We start from the raw sequence: 24,681 nt of genomic DNA on the forward strand, positions 1-24,681 counted from the left end.
CCGTATCTCTCCCGGGCGCCTGAGCACGGACCTGGCCCGGGTGGAGGGATACGTGCCCGTCCGGGCACGGGTCGTGCCCGTCCCGGTCGGGGATGCGAGTTGCCCGTCCCGGGCAAAGGAATGCGAGCCCGTCCGGGCGGGGAAATGCGAGCCTGCCGGGGCAGGGAAGCCCGTGCCTGTCCCGGGCGCCTGAGCACGGACCTGGCCCGGGTGGAGGGATGCGTGCCCGTCCGGGCACGGGTCGTGCCTGTCCCGGGCGGGGGGGATGCGAGCTCGCTCGGGCAGGCGTCGTGCCCGTCCCGGGCGTAGAGCACGGACTCGTCCCGCGCGGGGAAGCCCGTGCCTGTCCCGGACGCCTGGGCATGGACCCGGCCCGGGCGGGGGGATGCGTGCCCGTCTGGGACGGGGATGCGTGCGCGTCCCGGGCGGAGGGAGACGAGCTCCGCCGGGCAGGGTCGTGCCCGCTCCGGGCGAAGGAAGCGGCCCCGTCCCGCCAGGCGGGTCGTGCCCGTCGCGGGCGAAGGAATGCGAGCCCGCCCCGTCAGGGGCGTGCCCGCCCGGCCAGGGGGCGTGCCCGTCCCGCCAGGGGGTCGTCCCCCACCCTGGCGTGGGAACGCGAACGCCGGACGGCTGGCCAGCCGTCCGGCGTTCGGTGATGCTGCCGCGTCAGAACAGCCGCAGCTTGTCGTCCTCGATGCCGCGCAGGGCGTCGTAGTCCAGGACGACGCAGCCGATGCCGCGGTCCGTGGCGAGAACGCGGGCCTGTGGCTTGATCTCCTGGGCCGCGAAGACGCCGCGCACGGGCGCCAGGTGCGGGTCGCGGTTGAGGAGCTCCAGGTAGCGTGTGAGCTGCTCCACACCATCGATCTCGCCACGCCGCTTGATCTCCACGGCCACCGTCGCGCCGTCGGTGTCGCGGCACAGGATGTCCACCGGGCCGATCGCCGTGGGGTACTCGCGGCGGATCAGGGAGTAGCCCTCGCCGAGCGTCTCGATGCGGTCCGCGAGGAGCTCCTGAAGGTGTGCTTCCACGCCGTCCTTGATGAGGCCGGGGTCCACGCCGAGCTCGTGGGAGGAGTCGTGCAGCACTTCCTCCATCGTGATGATCAGCTTCTCGCCCGCCTTGTTGACCACGGTCCATACGTCCCCGTCGCCCTCCTTGAGGGTGCACGGCGGGGACATCCAGTTGAGCGGTTTGTAGGCGCGGTCGTCCGCATGGATCGAGACGCTGCCGTCCGCCTTGACGAGGATCAGCCGCGGGGCGGAGGGGAGGTGGGCGGTGAGCCGGCCCGCGTAGTCCACGGAGCAACGGGCGATGACGAGACGCATGGTGCGCAACGCTACTCGACTCCTGCCCCCCGACGCGATTCGCCCCCGATGGGCCCTTTGGCTGTGGCTGGTTGTCGGTGCGTTCTCCTGGTGCGCCCGCAGTGGCCGAATTACCGTTGAAGCGGGCGGTCGTCGTACGGGCACGGGGCGTCGTCGTCCGCTCGCCCACCCCTGAGACCCCGCTCGCGGGGTCGCGAGAGGAGAACCCCATGTCGCTCGACGTCTCACCGGCCCTCCTTGAACAGGCCGAGCGAGGCGAGGTCGATGAAGCGGAATTCGTCGACTGCGTCCGGACCTCCCTGCCGTACGCGTGGGAGATGATCAGCTCCCTGGTGGCCCGGCTCAGGATCGACGGTGGCGAGTTCGCCGACAACCAGACGCCTCCGCCGGACGAGCAGGCCCGTGGCCAGCTGCTGCGCGCCCTGGCGAGTGATGCCATCCGAGGTGCCCTGGAGCGGCACTTCGGAGTGCGCCTGGCGTTTCAGAACTGCCATCGGGTGGCGGTGTTCCCGCTTGCCCCGCAGGCGGACGAGCGCCTGGCCCGTTTCACGTCGATCCGGGGTCAGCTGCTGAACCAGTCGCCGGAGCTGCGGGACTGCTGAGGCGCTGGCGCTGCCGCTCCGCACGCGGGAGGTGTCGATCAGTGCGGGAGCGGCAGCGGCCCCGGGAACGGCCGGCGGCGGGCGAGCGGGGCGGAACCACAGGGGCGGAAGGGTCGCAGGGGCGCAGGGGAAGGTCAGGAGAGGAGCGGCAGCACCTCGGTGCCGAGCCGGCGGAGGTTGTCCTCGGTGGCGGCGAGGTCACCGGAGCCCTCGGTCAGCAGGGCGAAGCGCGTGATGCCCGTGCGCTCCGCGGTGGCCGCAAGGCGGTCCGCGCACAGCTGCGGCGGGCCGACGGGATGAAGCTCGCACAGCAGCTTGGTGTACTCCAGCGGATCGCGCATCGGGCGCGCCCGGCCGTCGACCGTCACGTACGCGGAGAGCCCCTGGTGCAGCCAGCCCGGCATGGCCTTCGTCAGGGTCTCCGCGGCCTCCTGCCGCCGGTCCCCGACCTGTACGACCCCGGCGGAGACGTGGGCGGCCGCGGCGACCTCCCCGGGCGAACGCCCCGCCTCCAGCGAGAACTTGCGCCACAGGGCCACCATCTCCGCCTTCTCCTCGTCCCCGCTGTGCATCCCCAGCAGCATGGGCAGACCGTGCCCGGCCGCGAGCCGGACGCTCGACGGCGAGGTGCACGCCATGAGGACGGGCGGGCCGGAACGATCCTCCAGGTCGTCGGGGCGCGGCACGACCGGCACTTCGCGGAAGCGGAAGCTGGGGCCCGCGGCGCTCACCCGGGGCTCGCGCAGCCAGCGCATCAGCAGCGCCACGGACTCGGGATACCCCTCCTCGTACGCCGCCAGACCGGAGTTGAAGACCTCCAGGTCCACCCAGGGGCCGCCGCGGCCCACCCCGAGGGTGAACCGGCCCTCGGAGGCGAGGTGCAGCATGGCGGCCTGCTCGCCGAGGGCCACGGGGTGGGTGGTGGGCAGCACGCTGACGGCCGTGCCCACCCGGATCCGGCGGGTGCGTCCCAGGGCCAGTGCCGCGAGCGTCACCGCCGAGGGGCAGACCCCGTACGGCATGAAGTGGTGTTCGGCGAACCAGACCGCGTCCAGCCCCGCCTCCTCGGCGACCACTGCCGTCCGCACGGCCCGGTGCAGGGCCTCCGCATGCCCCTGTCCGGGGAATTGGGCGGCCAGGACGAATGCTCCAACGCGCATCGCTCTTGCTCCTCCTAGCGACCGACGCGGCATCCCCCCACCGGAAATAACGGCTGACACGTGCCATGGGCACGGCTCGGCGTTAAGTTTTCATGATGATCGGGGGAGTGTCGCCGCGGTGCCGGGGGGACGCCTGCCCACCACGGTGACTCTGGCGCGTAATCTGGTCACGGCCCGTAGCCCCCCAGACCAACCGAGGTGCCCCGTGTCTCCGCGCCGAAACCGCCCGCGAGGCGGCGCAGACAAGCAGCCAGACGCCCCCCGCGGCGAGGGCGGCGACCGCTACGGCCTGGAGCGCACCGAGGACTGGCAGGGCGAGGAGTGGGCGGTGCGCACGATCGGCGGCGGCTCGGCCACGAAGCACTACCGCTGCCCCGGGTGCGATCAGGAGATCCCGCCGGGAGTGCCGCACTTGGTGGCCTGGCCGCAGTACGGGGCCGGCGTCGACGACCGGCGGCACTGGCACAAGTCCTGCTGGAACGCGAGGGACCGCCGGAGCGCACGGCTCCAGCGGTCCCGGAATGCCCCTCGTTACTGAGGGTTTGGCTGCGGTCTGCAGTCTGCAGTCTGCAGTCTGCGGTCTGCGGTCAGCAGTCGTCAGCGGTCACGCGTCGCGCTTCAGCAGCGAGGCGAAGGCGCCGCCGAGCGCGACGGCCGCGGCGATCGCCATGATCCACACCGGGTCCCAGCCGCTGAGGCTGGTGGCCGACTCCTCGCCGGAGGCGCCGTAGAAGACCGACAGCTGCATGGGGATCGAGTACTCGAACAGCGCCTTGCGCAGGTCCGACAGGCTCTCCGTGAACATGAACATCGCCACGACCAGCGGCAGCAGCACCACGCCCAGCATCACCGTGATCGCTCCCGCGGAGTGCCGCAGCAGCGTGCCCATGGCGAGGGAGATCAGCCCGAGCAGGCCGATGAAGAGACTGGTGCCGATCGTCGCCCGGAGCCACTCGCTGCCGGTCGAGGCGAACTCGGCCTGGTCCTCCAGCAGGGCGACGTCGATGATCCCGACCAGCGCCGTGGAGACCAGGGTGATCACGAACGTCAGGGTGAAGAAGACGATCGCCTTCGCCGTGAGCACCCGGGCGCGGTCGGGGCAGGCCGTCAGCGTCGTACGGATCATGCCCGTGCCGTACTCGGAGGAGATCGTCAGCACGCCGAGCGTGAGCACGCAGATCATGCCGAGCATCACGCTGAAGAAGCCGGCGGCCAGGGCGTTCGTGCCGTTCATGGTGCTGCCGGCGGCGTTGACGCCGGCCGCGATCAGCAGTCCGATGCCGACGATGATCCCCACCATGATGCTCAGCGTCCAGATCGTGGAGCGCACGGAGCGGATCTTGGTCCACTCGGCCGCGAGGGCGTCCATGAGGGTCGCCTTGCGCACCGGGATCGGCGAGACGTAGCCGGAGACGCCGCCCGCGGGCGCGGTGCCGGGCCAGTAGCCGGGCGCGTGCGGCGGGGCCTGCGGGGCGGCCTGCGGAGTCGCCGGGTGGGCCGCCTGGGGCTGGGGGGTGGTCATCGGGCGTCCTCGCTGTCGCGCTTGGTGAGGTCGGCGGGGGCAGGGGCGGGAGCGGCGGCGGGCGCGGCGGGCGGCGGGCCCGCGGGTGCCTGCGGAACCACCGGGGCGGCGGCCGGGGCCTGCGCGTACGGATTGGGCTGCTCGCCCGGGAGCACGGGGTAGGGATTGCCCTCCGGCGGGGCCCAGCCCTGCGGGGCGGGGGCGCCGGGGTGGCCGTAGCCGGGGCCCGGGGGCGGCGGGGCGAGGGCGGCGAGCTGGTCGGCCGTCGAGCGGTAGTCGACCGCGCCCTGCGTCATCCGCATGTACGCCTCCTCCAGCGAGGCCTGGTGCGGCGAGAGCTCCCAGAGGCGGACGTCCGCCCCGTGGGCGATGTCACTGATCCGCGGCAGCGGCAGACCGGTGACGCGCAGGCCGCCGTCCGGCTCGGACAGCACCTGGGCGCCGCCCTCGACGAGGGCCGCCGTGAGCTTCTCGCGGCTCGCCGGCTCCGTCTCCGGGGTGCGCACGCGCGCGAAGTCCGCGGAGTTCGCGGATATGAAGTCCTTGACGCTCATGTCGGCCATGAGCTGGCCGCGCCCGATGACGATCAGGTGGTCGGCGGTCAGCGCCATCTCGCTCATCAGGTGCGAGGAGACGAAGACCGTCCGGCCCTCGGCCGCGAGCTGCTTCATCAGATTGCGGACCCAGAGGATGCCCTCGGGGTCGAGGCCGTTGACCGGCTCGTCGAAGAGCAGCACCTGCGGGTCGCCGAGCAGCGCGGCGGCGATGCCGAGGCGCTGGCCCATGCCGAGCGAGAAGCCCTTGGAGCGCCGCTTGGCGACGTCCTGCAGGCCGACGACGCCGAGGACCTCGTCCACCCGGCGGGCCGGGATGCCGCCGAGCTGCGCGAGGGAGAGCAGATGGTGGTAGGCGCTGCGCCCGCCGTGCACGGCCTTCGCATCCAGCAGTGCGCCGACCTGGCGCGGTGCGTTGGGGAGGCTGCGGAAGGGGTGGCCGCCGATGGTGACGCGCCCGGACGTGGGCTGGTCCAGTCCCAGGATCATGCGCATGGTCGTGGACTTGCCTGATCCGTTCGGACCCAGGAAGCCGGTGACGGCCCCCGGCCGCACCTGGAACGACAGATTGTGTACGGCCGTCTTGGCGCCGTAGCGCTTTGTCAGACCGACTGCCTCGATCATTCTCCGCCCCTCGCGAGCTCTTTTGGGCGTAAGGCCCCGTAAGGGTTAGGAGCATAACGAGGAGCTGACGGTTCCCGTTACCCGCGATTAGCTGCGCGGGGTGGGGAGCGCCTGGTGAGGGCGGTCGCCGCCCCGGCCCTCGCCCAGGGGCAGGCCTTCGGGGAGCACCCAGCCCTCCCTCCGGAAGACCGCCCGCCCCTCGGCCCGTACCGCCTCGTCCGCCCGCGCCCGGGTGACCCAGTCCTCCGGGCCCGGCCCGAGCAGCTCGCGCAGGGCCCGTGAGGCGGACAGCAGCGTGCTCAGCAGGCCGACCTGATCGCCGCCGCCCGCGCGGGGCCCGCCGCCGCCCGGGTCGGCCAGGACGCCGTGCAGGCTCACGTAGAGATGCGCGCCGCCCAGCCGGTGCCCCGCGGGCAGCGCCATCGGGAAGTCCCCGCCCGGCACCCACACCCGCCGGTAGTTGAACTCGGTCTCGTCGACGGCGGCCAGCTGCGCGTCGTCCAGCCAGCCGGCCACGAGCGTGCGCCGGGCCGCCGGGTCGGCGTAGGGCGCCGCGGCCACGTAACCGTGGCGCCCGATGTGCGCGGAGCACCCGACCCCGATGCCGTGCACCTCCACGGGCGCCATCGGCACCGTGGGCCCCGGGCCGCGCCGGGTGAGCTTGTGGTGCAGCTGGGCGGGGGAGGCGTTGGACCCTACGGCGAGCACGGGGTGGCGCGAGCGGACGCGCGCCGCGCTCATCCGGTCGAGGAAGGCGTCGAGGCCCGGCTCCGTGCCTCCCATCCCCGTCACCACCCGCCACTCGCCCGGCGGCCCCGGCTCCGGCCGCAGCGGCAGCAGCTCGCCGCCCGTCAGCAGGGCCGGCTCCCCGACCGGGCGCCCGGGATACGTCAGCGGCAGCTCGGCGGGGGCACCGTCGAGCCCGAGTGCCCTCAGCGTGCGATCGGTCACGGCAGCTCCTCGCTCACGGGACGGGCACGGGACGGGCGGACGACGCCGCGCGCCGCACACCCGCGGTGGGGGCCCGGACGGCACCGCCACCGGCGCCGGAGCGCCCGTCATGATCCGCCGGAAGGGCACTACGCGTCGCGCCGCTTCAGGACGACGTACCCGCCGACCAGCGCCGCCGCCACCCACAGCACCATGATCGTGAAGCCGCCCCACGGCCCGTACGGGGCGTCGTCGACCGACACCACCTGCATGACCTTGTGGCCCGCCTGGTCGGGCAGATACTGCCCGACCTTCTTCGTCGCCTCCACCGCGCCCAGAATGCTGGAGATGATGAAGAAGAACGGCATCAGAATGCCGAGCGAGAGCATGGGGCTGCGCAGCATCGCCGCGATCCCCATCGAGAACACCGCGATCAGCGTCATATAGAGCCCGCCGCCGATCACCGCCCGCAGGACTCCCGCATCATCGATCGACGTCCGGTGACTGCCGAGCATCGACTGGCCGACGAAGAAGGAGACAAAGCTGGTCAGCATCGCGATGACGAACGCGATCAGCGTGGCGACGGCGATCTTGCTGAAGAGGAACGTGCCCCGCTGCGGAACCGCCGCCAGTGAAGTGCGGATCATTCCGGTGCTGTATTCATTGGACACCACCAGCACCCCGAAAACGATCATGGCGAGCTGGCCGAGTCCCATTCCCGCGAAACTCGTAAAGGTCGGGTCGAAATTCACCCGCTCCTGCACCGGCATACGCTCGAAGTTACTGCTGGAGAAGGCGCTGATCAGCGCGCCGAGCGCGACGGTGACCACCAGCGCGAGACCGAGCGTCCACACCGTGGAGCGGACGGATTTGATCTTCGTCCATTCCGATTGCAGGACCTGCCCCACCACCGCCATCGTCAGGATCCCTTCTTCCGCCAGTCGGCTCCCCACCCGCCGCCGGGCGGCACCGCGCCGCCGCCCGGCGGAGCGCCTGCGCCCGCATCCGCATCCGCGGTCGGCGCGCTGTGCGCGTGGTACTCCACCGACTCGGCGGTCAGCTGCATGAAGGCTTCCTCCAGGGACGCCTGCTGGGGGCTCAGCTCGTGCAGGACGATCCGGTGCCGCGCGGCGAGCTCGCCCAGCCGGGCCGCCTCCGTGCCGTCGACCTCCAGGTGGCCGTCCTGCGTGGTCACGGCCGTGATCCCGGCACCGGCCAGGACGTCCAGCAGCCGCTCGGTCTCCGGGGAGCGCAGCCGTACGTACGAGCGCGAGTTGCGGGCGATGAAGTCCGCCATCGAGGTGTCCGCGAGCAGCCGGCCCTGGCCGATGACGATCAGGTGCTCGGCGGTCAGCGCCATCTCGCTCATCAGGTGCGAGGAGACGAAGACCGTACGCCCCTGGGAGGCGAGGTTCTTCATCAGATTGCGGATCCAGTGGATGCCCTCGGGGTCCAGCCCGTTGACGGGCTCGTCGAACATCAGGATCTGCGGGTCGCCGAGCAGCGCGGCGGCGATGCCCAGGCGCTGCCCCATGCCGAGCGAGAATCCCTTGGAGCGCTTTCCGGCCACCGAGGTCAGGCCGACCGTGTCCAGAACCTCACGGACGCGGGGGCGCGGGATGCCGTTGCTCTGCGCCAGGCACAGCAGGTGGTTGTAGGCGCTGCGGCCACCGTGCATGGCCTTGGCGTCCAGCAGGGCGCCGACGGTCCGCAGCGGGTCCTTCAGCTGCCGGTAGTGCCGCCCGTCGATGAGGACCGTGCCGGCGGTGGGGCTGTCCAGGTCGAGCATCATCCGCATCGTCGTGGACTTGCCCGCGCCGTTGGGACCCAGGAAGCCGGTGACGATCCCGGGGCGGACGGTGCAGGTGAGGCCGTCGACGGCGAGCTTGTCGCCGTAGCGCTTGGTCAGGCCCTGCAGCTCGATCATTCAGCCACGGTAAGGGGGGCCGACGCACCCCACCACCGGTAGCGGGCCGTCCGGGGGAGCGGCCCGGAGCACCGGGAGGGCGACCGCCGCCCCGTGCGCCCGCACAGGCGGCGCACAGGGCAGGACGGGGTCCCGGAGGTCAGCGGCCCTGGGCTCAGCGGCTCTGCTGGGCCGGGACGCCGCGGGAGATCGGCTCGTCGTCGCCGGGGACGCCGGCCGCGGCGACGGCGGCGCCGGTCAGCGTGGCCAGCATCTCGCGGACGTTGGTCAGCTGGGCGTTGATGCTGTCACGGCGGTTGGTGAGCGCGGCGAGCTCGCGCTCGGACTCGCTGCGGATGCGGTCCGCCTTGGCGTTGGCGTCGGCCACGATGTCCTCGGCCTGGCGCTGGGCGGTCTCCACCGTCTGACGGGCGCGGCGCTCGGCGTCCGTGCGCAGCTTCTCCGCCTCCAGGCGCAGCTGCTCCGCGCGGTGCTCGATCTCCGCCAGCCGCTTCTCCGCCTTGGCCTGGCGGGAGGCCAGGTCGCGCTCGGACTGCTCGCGCCGCTTGGCCAGGTTGGTCTCGAAGTCGGCGGCGGCCTGGGCCGCCTTGGCGCGGGTCTCCTCGAAGAGCGCGTCCGCCTCCTCGCGCTTGGACTGGGCGTCCTTCTGCGCCTCGGCCCGCAGCTGGGCGGAGTCGCCCTTGGCCTTCTCGACGATGCGCGCGCCCTCGTCCTCCGCCTTCGCCTTGCGGTCGGCGGCGAACGACTCGGCGTCGTTGCGCACCTGCTGGGCGGCGGACTCGGCAAGCTCGCGGTGCTGCTCGGCGGCGCGCCGGGCCTCCTCACGCAGATCCTTGGCCTCTTCCTCGGCCAGCCGAAGGATCTTCTCGACCCTCGCCCCCAGACCCGCATAGGACGGCTCGGCGTCATTGACCTGGGCCTGAGCATTCTGCGTCTCGAGGTGCAGCTCCTCGATGCGCTTTTCCAGAGAGGTGATGCGTGCCAGTGCGCTGTCTCGGTCGGCGACGAGCTTGGTAATGCGGTCGTCCACCTGGCCGCGGTCGTATCCACGCCGCACAAGCTCGAAGCCGAAGGGGGAGGAAGTGTCACTCATGGGGTTCCTGTCATAAGAGACCGGTGAGGTGATAGAGGGAATCCTAGGGGTGCGAGCGGCGTGTCATCAGGTGAATGGTTGGCAGATCTGGAGAATGTCCCCCCGTTTGAGTGGCTACTTCTGTGACTGCTTGCCACCCGAACGAGTAGCACCGGCACCCGCCGCTGCCTTCACCCCGCCATCCTTGGCGCTTCCGGCCCCCGGGGCCTCAAAAGATTCCAACGCCTCCAACACGTCCTGGACACGGGAAATCTCCGCCTGAATGTCCTCGCGACGGCGCACCAGGACCTCCAACTCCCGCTTTCCCTCCTCGACAAGGCGCTTCGCCTCCTCCGCACCCTCGGTGCGCAGGCGATCCGACTCCCGTACGGCAGCGGCCTTCTTCTGCTCGGCCTCCTTGAGCAGCCCCTCCGCCTTCTTCACCGCCGCGATCCGCACCTTGCTGGCCTCGCTGCTCGCGTCGGACAGCAGCTTCTTCGCCTTCTCCTCGGCCTCCTCGAGCTGCTCGGTCGCGGCCGCGACGAGCTTGTCGCAGCGCTCGCCCGCCGACTGCATCGCCTCGGCGGCCTCGCGGCGCGCCCGGCCGTGCAGCTCCTCGACCTCGCCCTCGACACGCGAGCGCAGCTCGTCGGCGCGCTCCCTTATCGCGGTGGCGTCCCCGCGCGCCTCGGCGAGCAGCGTGTCCGCGTCCGTACGGGCCTGCTCCACCAGGGCGTTGCCCTCGCCGGTGGCCTCCGTGACGATCCGCTCGGCCTCGCGGCGGGCCACGCCCACCATCGTGTCGGCCTGCTCCTCGGCGGCCGCGGCCGTGCGCAGCGCCTCCTCCTGCGCCTTGGCGATCAGGGCGTCCGCCTGCTCGCCCGCGTCGGCAAGCCGCTTGGCGGCGGCCTCCCGGGCGTCGTCGACGGTCTGCTCGCCCTCGGCACGCGCCTCCGCGCGCAGCCGCTCCGCCTCCTGGACGGCGTCGGCCTTGATGCGCGCGGAGTCCGCGCGCGTGCTGTTGGCGTTCTCCTGCGCGGCGGCCAGCGCCTCGGCGGCCTCCGAGGCCATCCGCTCGGCCTCCGCCGTCGCCTCGGCGACGAGGGTGTCGGCCTGCTCGGCGGCCTCCGTGCGGCGGGCGTTCGCCGCCTCCCGGGCCTCGTCGAGGACCCGGGCGGCGTCGGTGCGCAGCCGCTCGGACTCGGCGTCCGCCTCGGCGAGCGTGCGCTCGGCCTTCCCGGCGGCCTCCGTGCGGACGGCCTCGGCGGCCTCCCGGGCCTCCTCGCCCGTACGTGCCGCCTCGCGGTGCGCGGTCTCCACCGTCTCCGCGGCCTCGGCCCGCAGCTTCTCCGCCTCGGCCGAGGCCTCGGCGATCAGCTCGTCGGCCTGCGCGGCCGCCTCCGTACGGTGCCGGCCGGCGGCCTCGCGGGCCTTGTCGACGATGCGGTCCGCCTCGGCCTGCGCCCCGGAGGTGAGCTCCTCGGCCTCGCGGATGATCCGCTCGGCCTCGGCGTGGCCCTCGGAACGCATCCGGTTCGCGTCCTCGCGGGCCTCGGCGCGCGCCCGCGCCGCGTCCTGCTCGGCCGACGCCAGGGCGTCGGACGCGTCGGTGCGCATCTGCTTGGACCGGGCGGACGCCTCCGCCACCGTGCGCTCCGCGTCGGCCTTCGTCTTGGCGAGGAGCGCCTCGGCGGCCTCCTCGGCCTCGCCGCGGTGCTTCTCCGCGTCCTCGCGGGCCTCCGTGACCATCCGCTCGGCCTCGGCGCGCAGCCTGGCGGCCTCCTCGGCCGCCTCCGCCTGCTGCGCCTCCGCCGACTCGCGGGCCTCCTCCAGGACGGAGCCGGCCTCGGCGATCAGCCGCTCGGCCTCCGACGTGGCCTCCGCCATCAGCGCGTCGGCCTGCTCGGCGGCCTCGGAGCGGCGCGCCGCGGCGGCGGCCCGTGCCTCGTCGGCCGTGGCCGCGGCGTCCTGCTGCGCCTTCTCGGCCGTCTCCTCGGCCTCCGCGATCAGCTTCTCCGCCTCGGCCATGGCCTCGGAGAGCAGCTCGTCGGCCTGCACGCCCGCTTCGGCGAGCTTGGCGTGGGCGCTGTCGGTGGCCTCCTCCAGCGTGCGGGCGGCCTCCGCCTCCAGGCGCTGACCTTCCGTGATCGCCTCGGCGACCTTGCGCTCGGCGAGCGCCTCGGCGGCCTCGGCCGCGGCCTGCGCCTCGGCGCGGATCCGGGCCGCGTCCTCGCCGGCGCGCTCGCGCTCGGCGTAGGCGTCGGTGCGGACCCGGTCGGCCTCCTCCTGGGCCTCGGTGAGCGTGCGCTCCGCGTTGTGCTCGGCGGCCGAGCGCAGCCCGGCGATCTCCTCCTCGGCCTGCTCGTGCAGCCCGGCGACCGCGTCGCGCACCTGCTGGGCGGTCGCCTCGGCGGCGGACACCAGCTCGGCGGCGCGCGCCTCGGCCTCCTCGACCAGGCGCTGGGCCTCCTCCTGCGCCTCCGTGACCCGCTTGCGCGCCGAAGCCAGCAGCTCCTCGCTCTGCTCGCGCGCCGCCTCGCGCTCGGCCTGCGCCTCCGTACGGGCGTCGCCGAGCAGCTCCTCGGCCTCGCGCCGGCGGCGGGCGGCCTCCTCCTGCGCGGCCGCGAGGGCCTCGGCGGCCTCGGCGGCCGTGCGCTCGGCCGCGGCGTTCGCCTCGGCCCGCACCCGGTCGGCGGTCTCCTGCGCCTCGCTGCGCAGCCGCTCCGCCTCCGCATTGGCCTCGGCGCGCAGCCGCGCGCCCGCCGACTCGCCCTCGCTGCGGGCGGCGGCGGCCTCCTCGGCGGCCTCGGCACGCAGCCGCTCCGCCTCGCTCTCGGCCTGCGCCTGCAGCGTGCGCACCCGCTCCGCGGTCTCCGTACGCTGGCGCTCGGTCTCCTCGGAGGCCTCGCGGCGCAGCCGCTCCGCCTCCGTACGGGCCTCGCGCAGCGCCTCCTCGGCGGCCTCCACCCGCTGCTCGGCCTCGGCGTGCAGCCGGGTCAGCTCCGCATCGGCCTCGGCGCGGCGCGCCTCGGCGGCCTTCTCGGCCTCCTCGCGCAGCTTGCGCGCGGCCTCCTCGGCCTCGCCGCGGGTGCGCTCGGCGTGGTCCTCGGCCTCCTCGGCCATCTCCTCGGCCTCGGTGCGCGCCCGCTCCAGGGCCTCCTCGGCCTGCTTGCGCAGCGAGGCGGCCCGCTCGGCGGCCTCCGACCGGACCCGCTCGCTCTCGGCGGCCGCACCGGTGCGCGTCTCCTCCGCATCGGCCTTGGCCTTGGCCAGCAGCTCCTCGGCGGTGCCGGCCGCCTCCTCGATCTGCTGCAGCGCCTCGCGCCGGGCCTCGCCGCGGATCCGCTCGCCCTCGGCGACGGCGTCGGCCCGCAACTGCTCGGCCTCGCCGCGCAGCCGCCGCGCCTCCTCCTGGAGCTCGACGGTCTTGGCCCGGTACTCCTTGGTGTCGTCCTTCGCCGCGCCCTTGAGCTGCTCGGCGGTGTCCGCGGCCTGTGCGCGCAGCCGCTCGGCCTCGGCCTCGGCCTCCTTGCGGATCCGCTCCGCCTCGGCGGCCGCGGCCTTCGTGGTGGCGCGGGCGTCCTCGGAGGCCTTGGACAGGACCTCCTCGGCCGTCCGGGCGGCCTTGGACAGCTGGGCGGCGGAGTCCTCCGCGGCGGCGCTGCGGGCCTTCTCGGCGGCCTCGGCGACGAGCCGCTCGGCCTTGGCGGCGGCGTCCGCGCGCAGCTGCTCGGCCTCGGCCTTGAGCGCCTCGGCGTCCTTCGTGGCCTCGCTGACCAGCCGGGCGACCTCGGCCCGGGCGGTGCGGGTGCGCTGCTCGTTCTCCGACTCGGCGCCGGACAGGCGGCGCTCGGCGCTCTCCTTCGCCTCGGCGACCAGCTTCTCGGCCTCGGCGCGCGCCTCGCGCAGCGCCCCGTCGGCCTCCTGCAGGCGGGCCTCGGCGGTACGGGTGAGCTCGGCCGCGGCCGTACGGGCCTGGTCGCTCTCCGTACCGGCGGACGCGCGCAGCCGCTCGGCGTGGTCGGTGGCCTCCTGCGCCTGCGCGGACGCGGCGGTCAGCAGCCGCTCGGCGTCCGTACGGGCGCGGCGCAGCAGGGCCTCGGCCTCGGCGCGGGCCTCGTCGGCCGCGGAGCTGAGGCGGGCGCGGGCCTGCTCGGCCAGGCGCTGGGCCTCCGCGCGGGCCGTGGCCAGCGCCTGCTCGGCCTCCGCCCGGGACTCCTCCAGCAGCCGCCGGGCCTGGGACTCCGTGCGCGCACGCAGCTGCTCGGCCCAGGCCACGTTCTCGTTGACGTGCGACTCGACGGTCTGGCGGCGCTCGTTGAGCTCCTCGTCCAGGCGCTGGCGGCGTGCGACGGCCTCCGCGTGGAGCTCGGCCTCCATCCGGGCCTGGCGCTCGGCCTGCTCCTGCAGCAGACGCTGCGTCTGCGCCCGGGCCTCGCGCAGCTCGCGCTCGGCGTCCGTGCGCATCTGATCCGCCTGAATCTGGGCATTGCGGAGCAACTGCTCCGCCTGGTAACCCATGTCGGCGGTGTCGTACGCCGGGCGGTGGGCGAGATTGCGGCGCGCCTCGTGGAGCTTGGCGCGCAGCACCTCGACCTGGTAGCCGAGGTCGTCGGCGTGCTGGACCGCCTTCTCCCGCTCCTTCTTCAGCCGCTCCATCTCGGCTTCGAATTGCGAGAGGTGGTCGTCAGCCTCGTAGCGGTCGTTGCCCCGCACTGCGCGGTCCCATCCGTCCCCTGGTCGCCTTGGCGGCCGGCCCGTTCCCGCGTGTATCGGTTGGAATCCGGAGCCCGCCCTTCCGAAGAAATGGTGTCAGATCATCGGTACAGCCCGGTCCGGGCCCCCACCCCCAGGACCCCGGCCGAACCCGCACTCTACCGGCCGGGGGAGGTGAGGGTCAGTGCTCCCGGTCCGCCGGGGGCGCCGAGGTGACCAGTTCGGTCAGCACGCCGTGGCAGTCCTTGGGGTGCAGGAAGGTGATCCGCGAGTCCATCGAACCGATCCGCGGCTCGTCGTAGAGCACCCGGACGCCCTTGTCGCGGACGGCCGCGGCGTCCCCGTCCACGTCCGCCGTGCCGAAGGCGATGTGGTGGACGCCCTCGCCGTTCTTCGCCAGCCACTTGCCGACCGCGGAGTCCTCCCGCGTCGGCTCCAGCAGCTGCAGGTAGGAGGCCCCGCCGTCGGAGGTCTCATTGATTTTGAGCATGGCCTCGCGGACGCCCTGCTCCTCGTTGACCTCGGTGTGGAACACCTCGAAGCCGTACGTGGCACGGTAGAACTCGACAGTCCGGTCGAGGTCGAAGCAGGCGATCCCGATGTGGTCGATACGCGTCAGCATGGAACCAGTGCACCGCCGTACGCCTTGGTCACGCAACGTGTACGCAACGTGCTTGCGATCACACCCGCTGCCCGGTGACCCCGCGGGTACCGCTCAGTACATTGACGGAAACCACCGTGCTGCACTCCCGGGGGGCAACCCCCGGACCCCCGGCCGGAAGCGCCGGATGCTCCGTCGTCCATCCTCATCACCCGAAGGGGCCGCGCCTCATGTCTGGTACGAACGGTTCGACCAGCACCACCTCCGTGATCGTCGCGGGCGCCCGTACGCCCATGGGCAAGCTGCTCGGCTCCCTGCGCAGCTTCTCCGCGGCCGAGCTGGGCGGCTTCGCCATCAAGGCGGCCCTCGACCGGGCCGGCATCGGCGGCGACCAGGTGCAGTACGTGATCATGGGTCAGGTGCTGCAGGCCGGCGCCGGGCAGATCCCGGCCCGCCAGGCGGCGGTCAAGGGCGGCATCCCCATGCACGTCCCCGCACTGACCGTCAACAAGGTCTGCCTCTCCGGCCTGGACGCCATCGCGCTGGCCGACCAGCTCATCCGCGCGGGCGAGTTCGACATCGTGGTGGCCGGCGGCCAGGAGTCCATGACCAACGCCCCGCACCTGCTGCCCAAGTCCCGCGAGGGCTACAAGTACGGCGCGATCGAGATGCTCGACTCGATGGACCACGACGGCCTCACCGACTCCTTCGAGTCCATCGCCATGGGCGCCTCCACCGAGAACCACAACACCCGCCTCGGCATCGGCCGCGCCGCCCAGGACGAGATCGGCGCCCGCTCCCACCAGCGCGCCGCCGCCGCCCAGAAGAACGGCATCTTCGAGGCCGAGATCACCCCGGTCGAGGTCCCGCAGCGCAAGGGCGACCCGGTGGTCTTCGCCCACGACGAGGGCGTCCGCGGCGACACCACCGCCGAGGTCCTCGGCAGGCTGCGCCCGTCCTTCAGCAAGGACGGCACGATCACCGCCGGCACCTCCTCGCAGATCTCCGACGGCGCCGCCGCCGTCGTCGTGATGAGCAAGGCCAAGGCCGAGGAACTGGGCCTGGAGTGGATCGCCGAGATCGGCGCCCACGGCAACGTCGCAGGTCCGGACAACTCCCTGCACTCCCAGCCCTCCAACGCCATCCTGCACGCGCTGCGCCGCGAGGGCCTGACCGTCGAGGACCTCGATCTCATCGAGATCAACGAGGCGTTCGCCGCCGTCCTCGTGCAGTCAATCAAGGACCTCGGCGTGTCCCCGGAAAAGGTGAACGTCAACGGCGGTGCCATCGCGCTCGGTCACCCGATCGGCATGTCCGGCGCCCGTACCGTCCTCCACCTCGCGCTGGAGCTCAAGCGGCGCGGCGGCGGCGTCGGCGCGGCGGCCCTGTGCGGCGGCGGCGGCCAGGGCGACGCCCTGATCATCCGCGTCCCCGGCAAGTGACCTCACGCTTCCCGAGGTTTCCCAGAACGGAGCACTGATGGTGGACGTCCCCGCACTGGTGGAGCAGGCCCGCGAAGGCCGGCCGCGCGCCGTGGCCCGGCTGATCTCCCTGGTGGAGGGGGCGTCCCCGCAACTGCGCGACGTCATGGCCGCCCTGGCGCCGCTGACCGGCGGCGCGTACGTGGTGGGCCTCACGGGCTCGCCCGGCGTCGGCAAGTCGACGTCGACGTCGGCGCTGGTCAGCGCCTACCGCCGGGCGGGCCGGCGGGTCGGGGTGCTGGCCGTCGACCCGTCCTCGCCGTTCTCGGGCGGCGCCCTGCTCGGCGACCGCGTACGGATGTCCGACCACGCCTCCGACCCGGGGGTGTACATCCGTTCCATGGCCACGCGCGGCCATCTGGGCGGCCTGGCCTGGGCCGCCCCGCAGGCCATCCGCGTCCTGGACGCGGCCGGCTGCGACGTGATCCTCGTCGAGACGGTCGGCGTCGGCCAGTCCGAGGTGGAGATCGCTTCCCAGGCCGACACGAGCGTGGTGCTCCTCGCCCCGGGGATGGGCGACGGCATCCAGGCCGCGAAGGCGGGCATCCTCGAGATCGGCGACGTCTACGTCGTCAACAAGGCCGACCGCGACGGCGCCGACGCCACGGCCCGTGAGCTCAACCACATGCTCGGGCTGGGCGAGGCCAGGGGGCCGGGCGACTGGCGGCCCCCGATCGTCAAGACGGTGGCCGCGCGCGGCGAGGGCACGGACGAGCTGGTCGAGGCCCTGGAGAAGCACCGGGCCTGGATGGAGGAGCGGGGCGTCCTCACCGACCGCCGCATCGCCCGGGCCGCCCGCGAAGTCGAGACCATCGCCGTCACGGCCCTGCGCGAACGCATCGCCGACCTCCACGGCGACCGCCGCCTGACCGCCCTGGCGGAGCGCATCGTCGGCGGATCGCTGGACCCGTATGCGGCCGCGGACGAGCTGGTCGCGGGCCTGACGGAACGGGGATAGCGGCCGGGCGCACGGCGTAGCGGCCGGGCGCACGGCCGGCAGCCGTGCGCCGTCATGGAACGCTCATACGAATCGCCGAACCGGATCTTGGTCGGGGGACGTCTTATGGACGTCCCCCGTTTCCGTCGAGAGCGATCAGCCCGTGAGCAAGAACCGGCACAAGCTGCGTCCCCGCCGCCGCAGGACGGAGGAAGCGGCAGCCCGCAAGCGCTTCATCGACTACCCCCGTCAGGGCAGACGCGGCGTGCGCCGCTGGCTGCCGTCGTGGCGGCTGACGGGAGGCACCCTCCTGCTCGGCCTGGGCGGCGTGGCCGGGCTGTTCGCGTGCGTCTACGCGAGCGTCGACATCCCCGACGAGAACGCCGCGGCCCGCCAGGAGGCCAACACCTACTACTGGTCGGACGGTTCGCGGATGGCGAGCGTCGGCGAGGTCAACCGCACCATCGTCCGGCTGTCCGACGTGCCGGAGTCCACGCAGAACGCGGTGATAGCCGCCGAGAACGAGAGTTTCTACCGTGACCGCGGAGTGTCGTTCAAGGGCATCCTGCGGGCCTTCGCCAGCACGGCGGGGGGCGAGGAGACGCAGGGCGGCTCCACCATCACCCAGCAGTACGTGAAGAACACCTACCTCTCGCAGGAGCAGACCGCCACCCGGAAGGTCAAGGAGTTCGTCATCTCGCTGAAGGTGGACCGGACCAAGAGCAAGCAGGAGGTCCTGCAGGGCTACCTCAACACCAGCTGGTTCGGGCGCGGGGCGTACGGGATCGAGGCCGCCGCCCAGGCGTACTACGGCATCCCCGCGAAGAAGCTGGACCCGAGCCAAGGCGCCATGCTCGCCGCCCTGTTGAAGGGGGCCGAGCTCTACGACCCCTCGGTGAGCCGGAGCAACCACGCGCGGGCGGAGGACCGTTGGAAGTGGATCCTGGACCGGGAGGTGAAGACCGGCCGCATGTCCCAGGCGGAGCGCGACACGTACCGCACCTTCCCCGAGCCCCGTAAGCAGTCGGTGTCCACCGGGCTCGGCGGCCAGGCCGGCTATCTGGTCGACGTCGCCAACAAGGACATCAGGCAGCGGGCCATGCTCACCGAGCAGGACCTGGCCCACGGCGGCTACCGGATCCACACCACCTTCGACAAGAGCCGCATGGAGCGGCTGAAGAAGGCCGTCGACGGCGTCCTCGCCAAGGACACCGATCCGCGGAAGCGGCCGGATTCCGATACGGACGTCCAGGTGGGGGCCGCCTCCGTACGGCCTTCGGACGGTGCCGTCCTCGCCCTCTACGGCGGGCCCGACGCCACGAAGCACTTCGCCAACAACGCCGACACCTCGGGCGTCCCGGCGGGCTCCGCCTTCAAGCCCTTCGTCCTCGCCGCCGCGCTGCAGGACGGCGTGGATCCCGGCAGCTACTACGACGACAGCGGCAAGCTTCAGCCGGCCGGGGACTCCTCCGGCCCCGACGAGAACCACCCCACCCTCCGCCAGGCCCTGACCAGCGGGGGCAATGCGACCTACGTGCGCCTGGGCCGGGAAGTGGGCCTGAAGAAGGTGCGGGACACGGCCGTCCGGGCCGGCCTGCTGAAGAGCAGCATGGCCGAGCTGGAACAGTCCTTCCCCATCGGTACGTCCACGCCGAGTGCGATCCGCATGGCCGCGGCGTACGGCACCTTCGCCGAACGGGGGCTGCAGAACGACCCCTACTCCGTCACCAAGGTCGTCAAGGACGACGCGTCCGTGGGCGGCTTCGAGAGCCGGGCCAAGGCGCGGCGGGCCCTGGACAAGGACGTGGCGGACGAAGTGGCGCGCGCCCTGCGCGACCCGGGCGGGCGCTCCTGGTCGGCCGGGCGCACCGGCGACCAGGACCGTCTGAACTCGGCCTGGTTCACCGGCTGGTCCGGGAACCTGTCCACGGCCGTGACGGTGTTCCGCACGAAGCCCGAGGGCGGCCCGCTCCTGCCGATGTCGGACCTGGGCGGCGAGGAGGGGCAGCGGGGCAACGCCTTCCCGGCCCGCATCTGGGCGGACTACATGGGCACGGCCCGCCCCTGAGTGCGTGCGGCGCCGGGGGCGGGCGCGGCTGCGGTCGGGGCTCAGCTGCGGCCGCGGGACCGGCTCAGGCGCGGCCGCGCAGGGAGCGCAGGTGCTGGGCGACCGGGGCCAGGGAGGCGTAGAGGGCCTTGAGGTCCGCCTCGCCCAGCAGGTCGATGAAGTGCTCGCGCACGGAGGCGACGTGGTGCGGGGCGACCTGCCGCATCGTGTCCCAGCCGTGCTCCGTGAGGACGGCGTACAGGCCCCGGCGGTCCGACTCGCAGTTCTCGCGCCGGACCAGGCCCGCGTTCTCCATGCGGGTGATCTGGTGGGAGAGGCGGCTCTTGGACTGCAGCGTGGCGGTCGCGAGGTCGCTCATCCGCATGCGGTGGTCCTCGGACTCCGAGAGGTTGACCAGGATCTCGTAGTCGTTGTTGGTGAGGCCGAACGGCTGCAGGTCCCGTTCGAGCTGGTGCATCAGCAGGCGGCTGACGTCCAGGTGGGCGCGCCAGGCGCGCTGTTCCTCTTCGCTGAGCCAGCGGGTGCCGTTCTCGGTGTCCATAGACATAGAGGAATTCTACCTAAGAAAGTTGAAAGATTAACCACTTGGATGCGGAGCGTGAGGTCACACGTTCGACGTCACACTCCGCAGAGTACCGCTCACAGCCCGAAGCGGCGCTGGAGGTCTCCGAGCTGGCCCGGCATACGGGGCGTGGTTGGCTGATTCGGCGCGCTTGCGTGAGGGACCCCCTCCTGCTGCGGCGTCTCGCCGGTCGGGATCCCGGCCATCAGCTGTTCCGTGGACTGCAGCAGCACCGTACCGGCGCCCACGAACTCGAACTGGTGCTCCTCGCCCGAGGTGCCGCCGATGCCCGTGAAGGCGCGCACGCCGCCGAGCACCCCCCGCAGGTACTGGTGGTCGTAGTGGTGGCAGGGGGAGGGGCAGTCGGCCCAGCCGACGAGGGCCTGCGGGTCCACCCGGACGGGTGGCTCCACGAAGACGACGGGTCCGTTGGAGGCCGCCACGAACTTGCCCGTGCCGATGAGCGTGAGGAAGCCGGGGACGATCGACTGCTTGAGCGAGAGCGACGGCTGGAACGCGAGCAGATTGCCCGACCGCACCGTCAGATTGCCGTCCTCCAGGTCGTAGGAGTTGACGTCGAAGCTGCGGTCCGCGAGCAGCATCTTGCCCTTGCCCTCGGCGACCACCCAGTCCGCGGCGTGCAGCGGCGAGTGGAAGCTGTGGGCGATGAGACGGTCGAGGCGGCCGTGCCCGATGCCGTGGAATTCGATGCGCCCGTAATAGGCGATCATCTTCCCCTTCTGCAGGAACCACTGGCCGTCGAGGTCCACGCTGAAGGCGTACGGGTTGACGTTGTCGTCGGCCGGGAGGGTGTGCGCGTCGAAGACGGCCGGACCGTTGGCAGTGCTCACAGCTTCTCCTCCGACGCCTGTACGTAGACCGTGCCCTCGCCGGACAGCTCGAGCTGGAATGCTTCCCCGGAGCCGCGCCCCACCATCTCGCGCCAGCCGATGGCGGTGGAGAGCTTGCTGCGGACGTCGCCGCGGTGGGCGACATAGGCCTGCGGGTCCACGTGGACGGGCCGCTGCTGCCGGATCGGCAGCTCGATGACGCCGCCGTGGGCCATCACGGCGACCGCGCCGTGGCCCTTGAGGGTCGTGGTGAACAGGCCCTGGCCCGTGACCTGGCCGCGGACCATGCCCATGACGCCGCCCTGCGAACCCATGAACATGGTGCCCTGCTGCAGGGTGCCGTCGAAGGCGAGCAGCCGGTCGGCCTCGACGTAGAGCGTCTCGCCCGACAGCTCGATCACCTGCACGTGGTGGCCGCCGTGGCCGAACATCACCGTGCCGCTGCCCTCCACGGTCATCAGCGGGGTGGCCTCGTTGGCGACGCGGCGGCCGATCATGCCCAGCACGCCGCCCTGGCCTCCGGTGATGCTGGGGGTGAAGGAGACGTCGCCCTTGTAGGCGAGCATGGCGCCGCGCTGGCTGAAGAGGCGCTGACCTGGAGCGATCTGCGCCTCGACCATGCGGGAGTTCAAGGTCCGGAACGGCATCAGACGTCGCCTCCCACGGTGGTGCGCTCGCTCGGCTGCACGTAGACCAGGCCCTCGCCCTCGAAGCGGATCTGGAACGCCTCGCCGGAGCCCTCGCCGATGAACGTGCGGAAGTTGACGCCGGACTGGAAGTGCTGCTTGAGCTTGCCGGTGTGGGCGATGTACGCGCCCGGGTCGACCTGCAGGGGAGTGGACGGGGTCACGCGCAGCACGACGGCCGTGCCGTCGGACATGATCGCCGCCTGGCCCGTGCCCTCGACGGTCGTGGTGAACAGGCCGTTGCCCTGGGAGGCGCCGCGCAGACCGGTGAAGGTGGTGCCGGTGCGCAGGCCCGCGTCGGCCGCGAGGAGGTTGCTCGCCTCGACATGGAGCGTCTCGCCGCGCAGGGAGACGAGGTTGATCTCGGTCGCCCGGTCGGCGAAAAAGCAGGTGCCGTGTCCTTTCACCTCCATCACTTCCATCTGCTCGCCGGTGAGCCGGCGGGTGACCATGCCGCGCAGGCCGTCCCCGCCGCCGGTCATTTTCCTGAACGTCATGTCGCCCTCGTACGCGACCATCGAGCCGTTCTTGGCTTTGACCGCGTCGCCCGTCAGGTCGACGGCGAGGACTTTGCTCCCCTGGAGCCGAAACTGTGCCACGGGACGACGCTAGCGGGCCGACTCGCCGGTCGACAGGCCCTTGGTCCCGGAATGACCCCGGATCCAGGCATCCGGGACGAGGCTGCAACAATGGACGAGCTTGTGAATGCCATCACAAGCTGTAGTCGTCCCGCCACTGTCCAGCCACTGACTCACGAAGGTGCGTACCCCCGTGGACATCAAGACCGCCTCCGCCCTGCGCCGGCTCCGCCTGGTCTCCGCCCCGGAGGCCGTTTCCTTCCTGCTGCTGCTCGTCTGCTCCGCGCTCAAGCGCATGACGGACTTCAACGCCGTACCGGTGATGGGCGCCGTCCACGGCGTCCTCTTCGTCATCTACGTCCTCTTCTGGCTGGACGCCTGGAACAAGACCAAGTGGTCCCTGAAGACCGCCGCCCTCTACTTCGTCCTCTCCGTCCTGCCGACGGGCGGCTTCTTCGCCGACCGGATGCTGCGCCGCGAGGCCGAGGCGAGCCTGATCGCCGCCCGCGCCCGCAAGGAGGGCGTGGTCAACGCATGATCGTCGCCTTCTCGGTGTCGCCGCTGGGCGTCGGCGAGGACGTCGGCGAGTACGTGGCGGACGCGGTGCGCGTGGTGCGCGAGTCGGGTCTGCCGAACCGTACGGACGCGATGTTCACATCGGTCGAGGGCGAGTGGGACGAGGTCATGGACGTCGTCAAACGAGCCGTCGCAGCGGTCGAGGCCCGCGCGGGCCGGGTCTCCCTCGTCCTGAAGGCGGACATCCGCCCGGGCGTGACGGACGGCCTGACGTCGAAGGTGGAAACGGTCGAGCGATACCTCTCCGAGGGCTGACCCAAACGGCGAATCGGCCCGGTCCGGAAGCACACAGTGCTTCCGGACCGGGCCGATTCGCCGTTACATGGCGCGTCAGCCGATGCGGCCGACGTGGATCACCACGATGGTGACGGACTCCCCGGAGATCTCGTACAGCACGCGGTACCTGCCCACGTGCATCCTCCGCAGGTCGGGCGAGCCGTACTCGGCCGACCCGGTGGGGCGGGGATCGTCGGACAGCAGGTCCACGGCGGTGAACAGCTGACGCAGTCCTTCGGGGTCGTCCTTGAGGAACCGGGATGCCGCGTCGATGGCGGGCTCATCCCAGATGATCTGAAAGGTCACTCACGCTCCAGGCCGAGTCGCATACGCACATCCTCATGCGGGATGCCGGCCGCCGTGCCGGCGGCTAGCCGTTCCCGGTAGAGGGCCAGCGCGAGGGCGTCCTCGATGTCGGCGAGTTCCTGGGGGTTGATGAGCACGGCCGCGGGCTGACCGTGGTCCGTGATGGTGATGCGTTCGCGGGCGTGCGAGGCCCGCCGGACCAGAGCTCCGAAGCGGGCACGCGCTTCGGTGATCGGCAGAGTGTCACTCATGTGCAGAACTGTACACTTCCCGCTTCTTCTGTGTCCTGTGTTCGTTACCGCCGCCGACCAGGGCCATGCCGAGGGGCGTGCGTTCGTAGAGGACTTGGTGGCTCTGGCGGCGGGAGGTCAGGAGACCGGCTGCGCGGAGGACCGAGAGGTGGGCGGAGACCGACGACGGGGCCAGGCCGTGGCGGGCGGCGAGGGCCGTCGTGGAGGCGGGTTCCGTCAGGGAGGCCAGGAGGGCCGCGCGGTTGGGGCCGAGGAGGCGGACGAGCGCCTGCGCGTTCTCCGTGCCGGGCCCGGCCCACAGGCCGCCTATCCCGCGCGCCGGGTAGACGACCGTCGCCTGCCACGGGGGGTCGAAGCCGCCGATCACGTCCGGCCAGGCGAAGACGCTCGGCACCAGCATCAGGCCCTGCCCTCCCAGGGCCCGCGTGTGGTCGTTGCGGCGCCGGATGGTCAGGGTGTCGTGCGCCCACTCCAGTGACGGGTGCAGGCCGGCGAAGAGCCGCTCCAGCCCACCGTCCGCCAGACGGCGCGCGTGGAAGGCCACGTCCGCCTCCAGCAGGGCGCGCAGCCGCGGCCACTCCGGGGCGAGCAGCAGGTGCCAGGCGCGCTCCAGGAGCCCGGTCAACTCGCGTACGGCGCCCGCCGGGTCGGCCAGCATCGCCCTGCCCTCCGGCGAACCGGCCGCCCCTGGGGTGCAGGCGAGCGACCGCGCGAGCTCCCGGCGGGCCACCGCCGTGTCCGTGGCCCGTACGCGTGCCAGCTCGTCCGCGAAGGACTCGAGCGGCCCTTCCGGCGGCGGGCACAGGAAGTCCGGGTGGTAGCCCCCGCCCGGCATCAGCAGGGAAAGCGCCGTCAGGTCGAGCCCGGCCAGGGCGTCCCGCCGGCGCCGCAGCCAGGGCAGGTGGTAGCCGTGCCGCTCGGGGCGCAGCAGGGTGTAGAGGCACTGGTGGGTCTCCCACAGCGGGGAGATCCCGAACCGGCAGCGCAGCAGGTCGCCGGCTTCGAAACGCATGTGCAGCGGCATGTCCCGCCACCTTCCCGGCCGGCCCCGCCGGCGCCCTACTCTTTCGGC

At 72.5% G+C, this 24,681-nt stretch carries 24 protein-coding genes; 7 read left to right on the top strand and 17 right to left on the bottom strand.

Going from position 1 to position 24,681, the window contains the following annotated elements:
- Positions 1–666: 666 nt before the first annotated feature.
- Positions 667–1,329, bottom strand: coding sequence for an endonuclease NucS (gene nucS, locus FGW37_RS22410; RefSeq protein WP_179084854.1), 663 nt, complete (start codon positions 1,327–1,329; stop codon positions 667–669).
- 209 nt (positions 1,330–1,538) lie between these two features.
- Here nucS and FGW37_RS22415 point away from each other — a divergent pair, with 209 nt between their 5' ends.
- Positions 1,539–1,931 (top strand): SCO5389 family protein, encoded by a 393-nt coding sequence (locus tag FGW37_RS22415; protein WP_179082685.1) that lies wholly within the window; start codon positions 1,539–1,541, stop codon positions 1,929–1,931.
- 134 nt (positions 1,932–2,065) lie between these two features.
- On the opposite strand, the gene FGW37_RS22420 is transcribed toward FGW37_RS22415, so the two are convergent.
- On the bottom strand, positions 2,066–3,091 hold the full coding sequence (locus FGW37_RS22420; RefSeq protein WP_179082686.1) for an LLM class flavin-dependent oxidoreductase: 1,026 nt from the start codon (positions 3,089–3,091) through the stop codon (positions 2,066–2,068).
- Positions 3,092–3,296: 205 nt separating this feature from the next.
- On the opposite strand from FGW37_RS22420, the gene FGW37_RS22425 reads away from it, so the two are divergent.
- Positions 3,297–3,629 carry an ATP/GTP-binding protein gene (locus FGW37_RS22425; protein ID WP_179082687.1) on the top strand — a complete coding sequence of 111 codons (333 nt, stop codon included), beginning with the start codon at positions 3,297–3,299 and terminating at the stop codon, positions 3,627–3,629.
- A 66-nt stretch (positions 3,630–3,695) separates the two neighbouring features.
- Here FGW37_RS22425 and FGW37_RS22430 read toward each other — a convergent pair whose 3' ends face one another.
- From FGW37_RS22430 to mce, 8 genes are all read right to left on the bottom strand, one after another.
- Positions 3,696–4,613 (bottom strand): ABC transporter permease, encoded by a 918-nt coding sequence (locus FGW37_RS22430; RefSeq protein WP_179082688.1) that lies wholly within the window; start codon positions 4,611–4,613, stop codon positions 3,696–3,698.
- A complete protein-coding gene (locus FGW37_RS22435; RefSeq protein ID WP_179082689.1) occupies positions 4,610–5,791 on the bottom strand; it encodes an ABC transporter ATP-binding protein in 1,182 nt (393 codons plus the stop codon). The genes FGW37_RS22430 and FGW37_RS22435 overlap by 4 nt, the downstream gene beginning before the upstream one ends.
- An 87-nt stretch (positions 5,792–5,878) precedes the next feature.
- On the bottom strand, positions 5,879–6,742 hold the full coding sequence (locus FGW37_RS22440; RefSeq protein ID WP_179082690.1) for a hypothetical protein: 864 nt from the start codon (positions 6,740–6,742) through the stop codon (positions 5,879–5,881).
- 128 nt (positions 6,743–6,870) lie between these two features.
- Positions 6,871–7,638: an ABC transporter permease gene (locus FGW37_RS22445; RefSeq protein ID WP_179082691.1), complete on the bottom strand. Its 768-nt coding sequence runs from the start codon at positions 7,636–7,638 to the stop codon at positions 6,871–6,873.
- Between the two features lie 2 nt (positions 7,639–7,640).
- Positions 7,641–8,648 carry an ABC transporter ATP-binding protein gene (locus FGW37_RS22450; RefSeq protein WP_179082692.1) on the bottom strand — a complete coding sequence of 336 codons (1,008 nt, stop codon included), beginning with the start codon at positions 8,646–8,648 and terminating at the stop codon, positions 7,641–7,643.
- Positions 8,649–8,802: 154 nt separating this feature from the next.
- Positions 8,803–9,741, bottom strand: a complete 939-nt coding sequence (locus tag FGW37_RS22455; RefSeq protein ID WP_058046316.1) for a coiled-coil domain-containing protein — start codon at positions 9,739–9,741, stop codon at positions 8,803–8,805.
- A 114-nt stretch (positions 9,742–9,855) separates the two neighbouring features.
- The gene (gene scy / locus FGW37_RS22460) at positions 9,856–14,436 is read right to left on the bottom strand and encodes a polarized growth protein Scy (RefSeq protein ID WP_179082693.1); all 4,581 of its coding nucleotides are present in this window, start codon (positions 14,434–14,436) and stop codon (positions 9,856–9,858) included.
- 181 nt (positions 14,437–14,617) lie between these two features.
- Positions 14,618–15,058 carry a methylmalonyl-CoA epimerase gene (gene mce, locus FGW37_RS22465; protein WP_179082694.1) on the bottom strand — a complete coding sequence of 147 codons (441 nt, stop codon included), beginning with the start codon at positions 15,056–15,058 and terminating at the stop codon, positions 14,618–14,620.
- A gap of 209 nt (positions 15,059–15,267) precedes the next feature.
- On the opposite strand from mce, the gene FGW37_RS22470 reads away from it, so the two are divergent.
- From FGW37_RS22470 to FGW37_RS22480, 3 genes are all read left to right on the top strand, one after another.
- A complete protein-coding gene (locus FGW37_RS22470; RefSeq protein WP_179082695.1) occupies positions 15,268–16,479 on the top strand; it encodes an acetyl-CoA C-acetyltransferase in 1,212 nt (403 codons plus the stop codon).
- Positions 16,480–16,516: 37 nt separating this feature from the next.
- Positions 16,517–17,476 carry a methylmalonyl Co-A mutase-associated GTPase MeaB gene (meaB, locus tag FGW37_RS22475; protein ID WP_179082696.1) on the top strand — a complete coding sequence of 320 codons (960 nt, stop codon included), beginning with the start codon at positions 16,517–16,519 and terminating at the stop codon, positions 17,474–17,476.
- A gap of 142 nt (positions 17,477–17,618) precedes the next feature.
- The gene (locus FGW37_RS22480; protein WP_246430505.1) at positions 17,619–19,523 is read left to right on the top strand and encodes a transglycosylase domain-containing protein; all 1,905 of its coding nucleotides are present in this window, start codon (positions 17,619–17,621) and stop codon (positions 19,521–19,523) included.
- A 64-nt stretch (positions 19,524–19,587) separates the two neighbouring features.
- Here FGW37_RS22480 and FGW37_RS22485 read toward each other — a convergent pair whose 3' ends face one another.
- From FGW37_RS22485 to FGW37_RS22500, 4 genes are all read right to left on the bottom strand, one after another.
- Positions 19,588–20,064: a MarR family winged helix-turn-helix transcriptional regulator gene (locus FGW37_RS22485; RefSeq protein WP_168094077.1), complete on the bottom strand. Its 477-nt coding sequence runs from the start codon at positions 20,062–20,064 to the stop codon at positions 19,588–19,590.
- Between the two features lie 98 nt (positions 20,065–20,162).
- Positions 20,163–20,936 carry an AIM24 family protein gene (locus tag FGW37_RS22490; protein WP_246430506.1) on the bottom strand — a complete coding sequence of 258 codons (774 nt, stop codon included), beginning with the start codon at positions 20,934–20,936 and terminating at the stop codon, positions 20,163–20,165.
- Entirely contained in the window at positions 20,933–21,583 is a 651-nt protein-coding gene (locus FGW37_RS22495) for an AIM24 family protein (protein WP_179082697.1), read from the bottom strand. The genes FGW37_RS22490 and FGW37_RS22495 overlap by 4 nt, the downstream gene beginning before the upstream one ends.
- On the bottom strand, positions 21,583–22,221 hold the full coding sequence (locus tag FGW37_RS22500) for an AIM24 family protein (protein ID WP_179082698.1): 639 nt from the start codon (positions 22,219–22,221) through the stop codon (positions 21,583–21,585). The genes FGW37_RS22495 and FGW37_RS22500 overlap by 1 nt, the downstream gene beginning before the upstream one ends.
- A gap of 172 nt (positions 22,222–22,393) precedes the next feature.
- On the opposite strand from FGW37_RS22500, the gene FGW37_RS22505 reads away from it, so the two are divergent.
- Together FGW37_RS22505 and FGW37_RS22510 are read left to right on the top strand one after the other, a co-directional pair.
- Entirely contained in the window at positions 22,394–22,738 is a 345-nt protein-coding gene (locus tag FGW37_RS22505) for a DUF3817 domain-containing protein (RefSeq protein WP_179082699.1), read from the top strand.
- Positions 22,735–23,031, top strand: coding sequence for an MTH1187 family thiamine-binding protein (locus tag FGW37_RS22510; protein WP_073792111.1), 297 nt, complete (start codon positions 22,735–22,737; stop codon positions 23,029–23,031). The genes FGW37_RS22505 and FGW37_RS22510 overlap by 4 nt, the downstream gene beginning before the upstream one ends.
- 75 nt (positions 23,032–23,106) lie before the next feature.
- Here the strand turns inward: FGW37_RS22510 and FGW37_RS22515 are convergent, their stop codons facing one another.
- Genes FGW37_RS22515 through FGW37_RS22525 form a run of 3 tightly spaced genes read right to left on the bottom strand, consistent with a single transcriptional unit; the run spans position 23,107 to position 24,633 of the window.
- Positions 23,107–23,358, bottom strand: coding sequence for a type II toxin-antitoxin system RelE family toxin (locus tag FGW37_RS22515; protein ID WP_179082700.1), 252 nt, complete (start codon positions 23,356–23,358; stop codon positions 23,107–23,109).
- Positions 23,355–23,609 carry a type II toxin-antitoxin system Phd/YefM family antitoxin gene (locus FGW37_RS22520; protein ID WP_179082701.1) on the bottom strand — a complete coding sequence of 85 codons (255 nt, stop codon included), beginning with the start codon at positions 23,607–23,609 and terminating at the stop codon, positions 23,355–23,357. The genes FGW37_RS22515 and FGW37_RS22520 overlap by 4 nt, the downstream gene beginning before the upstream one ends.
- On the bottom strand, positions 23,602–24,633 hold the full coding sequence (locus FGW37_RS22525; RefSeq protein WP_179082702.1) for an ArsR/SmtB family transcription factor: 1,032 nt from the start codon (positions 24,631–24,633) through the stop codon (positions 23,602–23,604). Before FGW37_RS22525 ends, FGW37_RS22520 begins: the two co-directional genes overlap by 8 nt.
- Positions 24,634–24,681: the final 48 nt, after the last annotated feature.

Origin of the sequence: Streptomyces rectiverticillatus, from assembly GCF_013394065.1 — a bacterium.
GTDB classification, from domain to species: Bacteria; Actinomycetota; Actinomycetes; order Streptomycetales; family Streptomycetaceae; genus Streptomyces; species Streptomyces rectiverticillatus.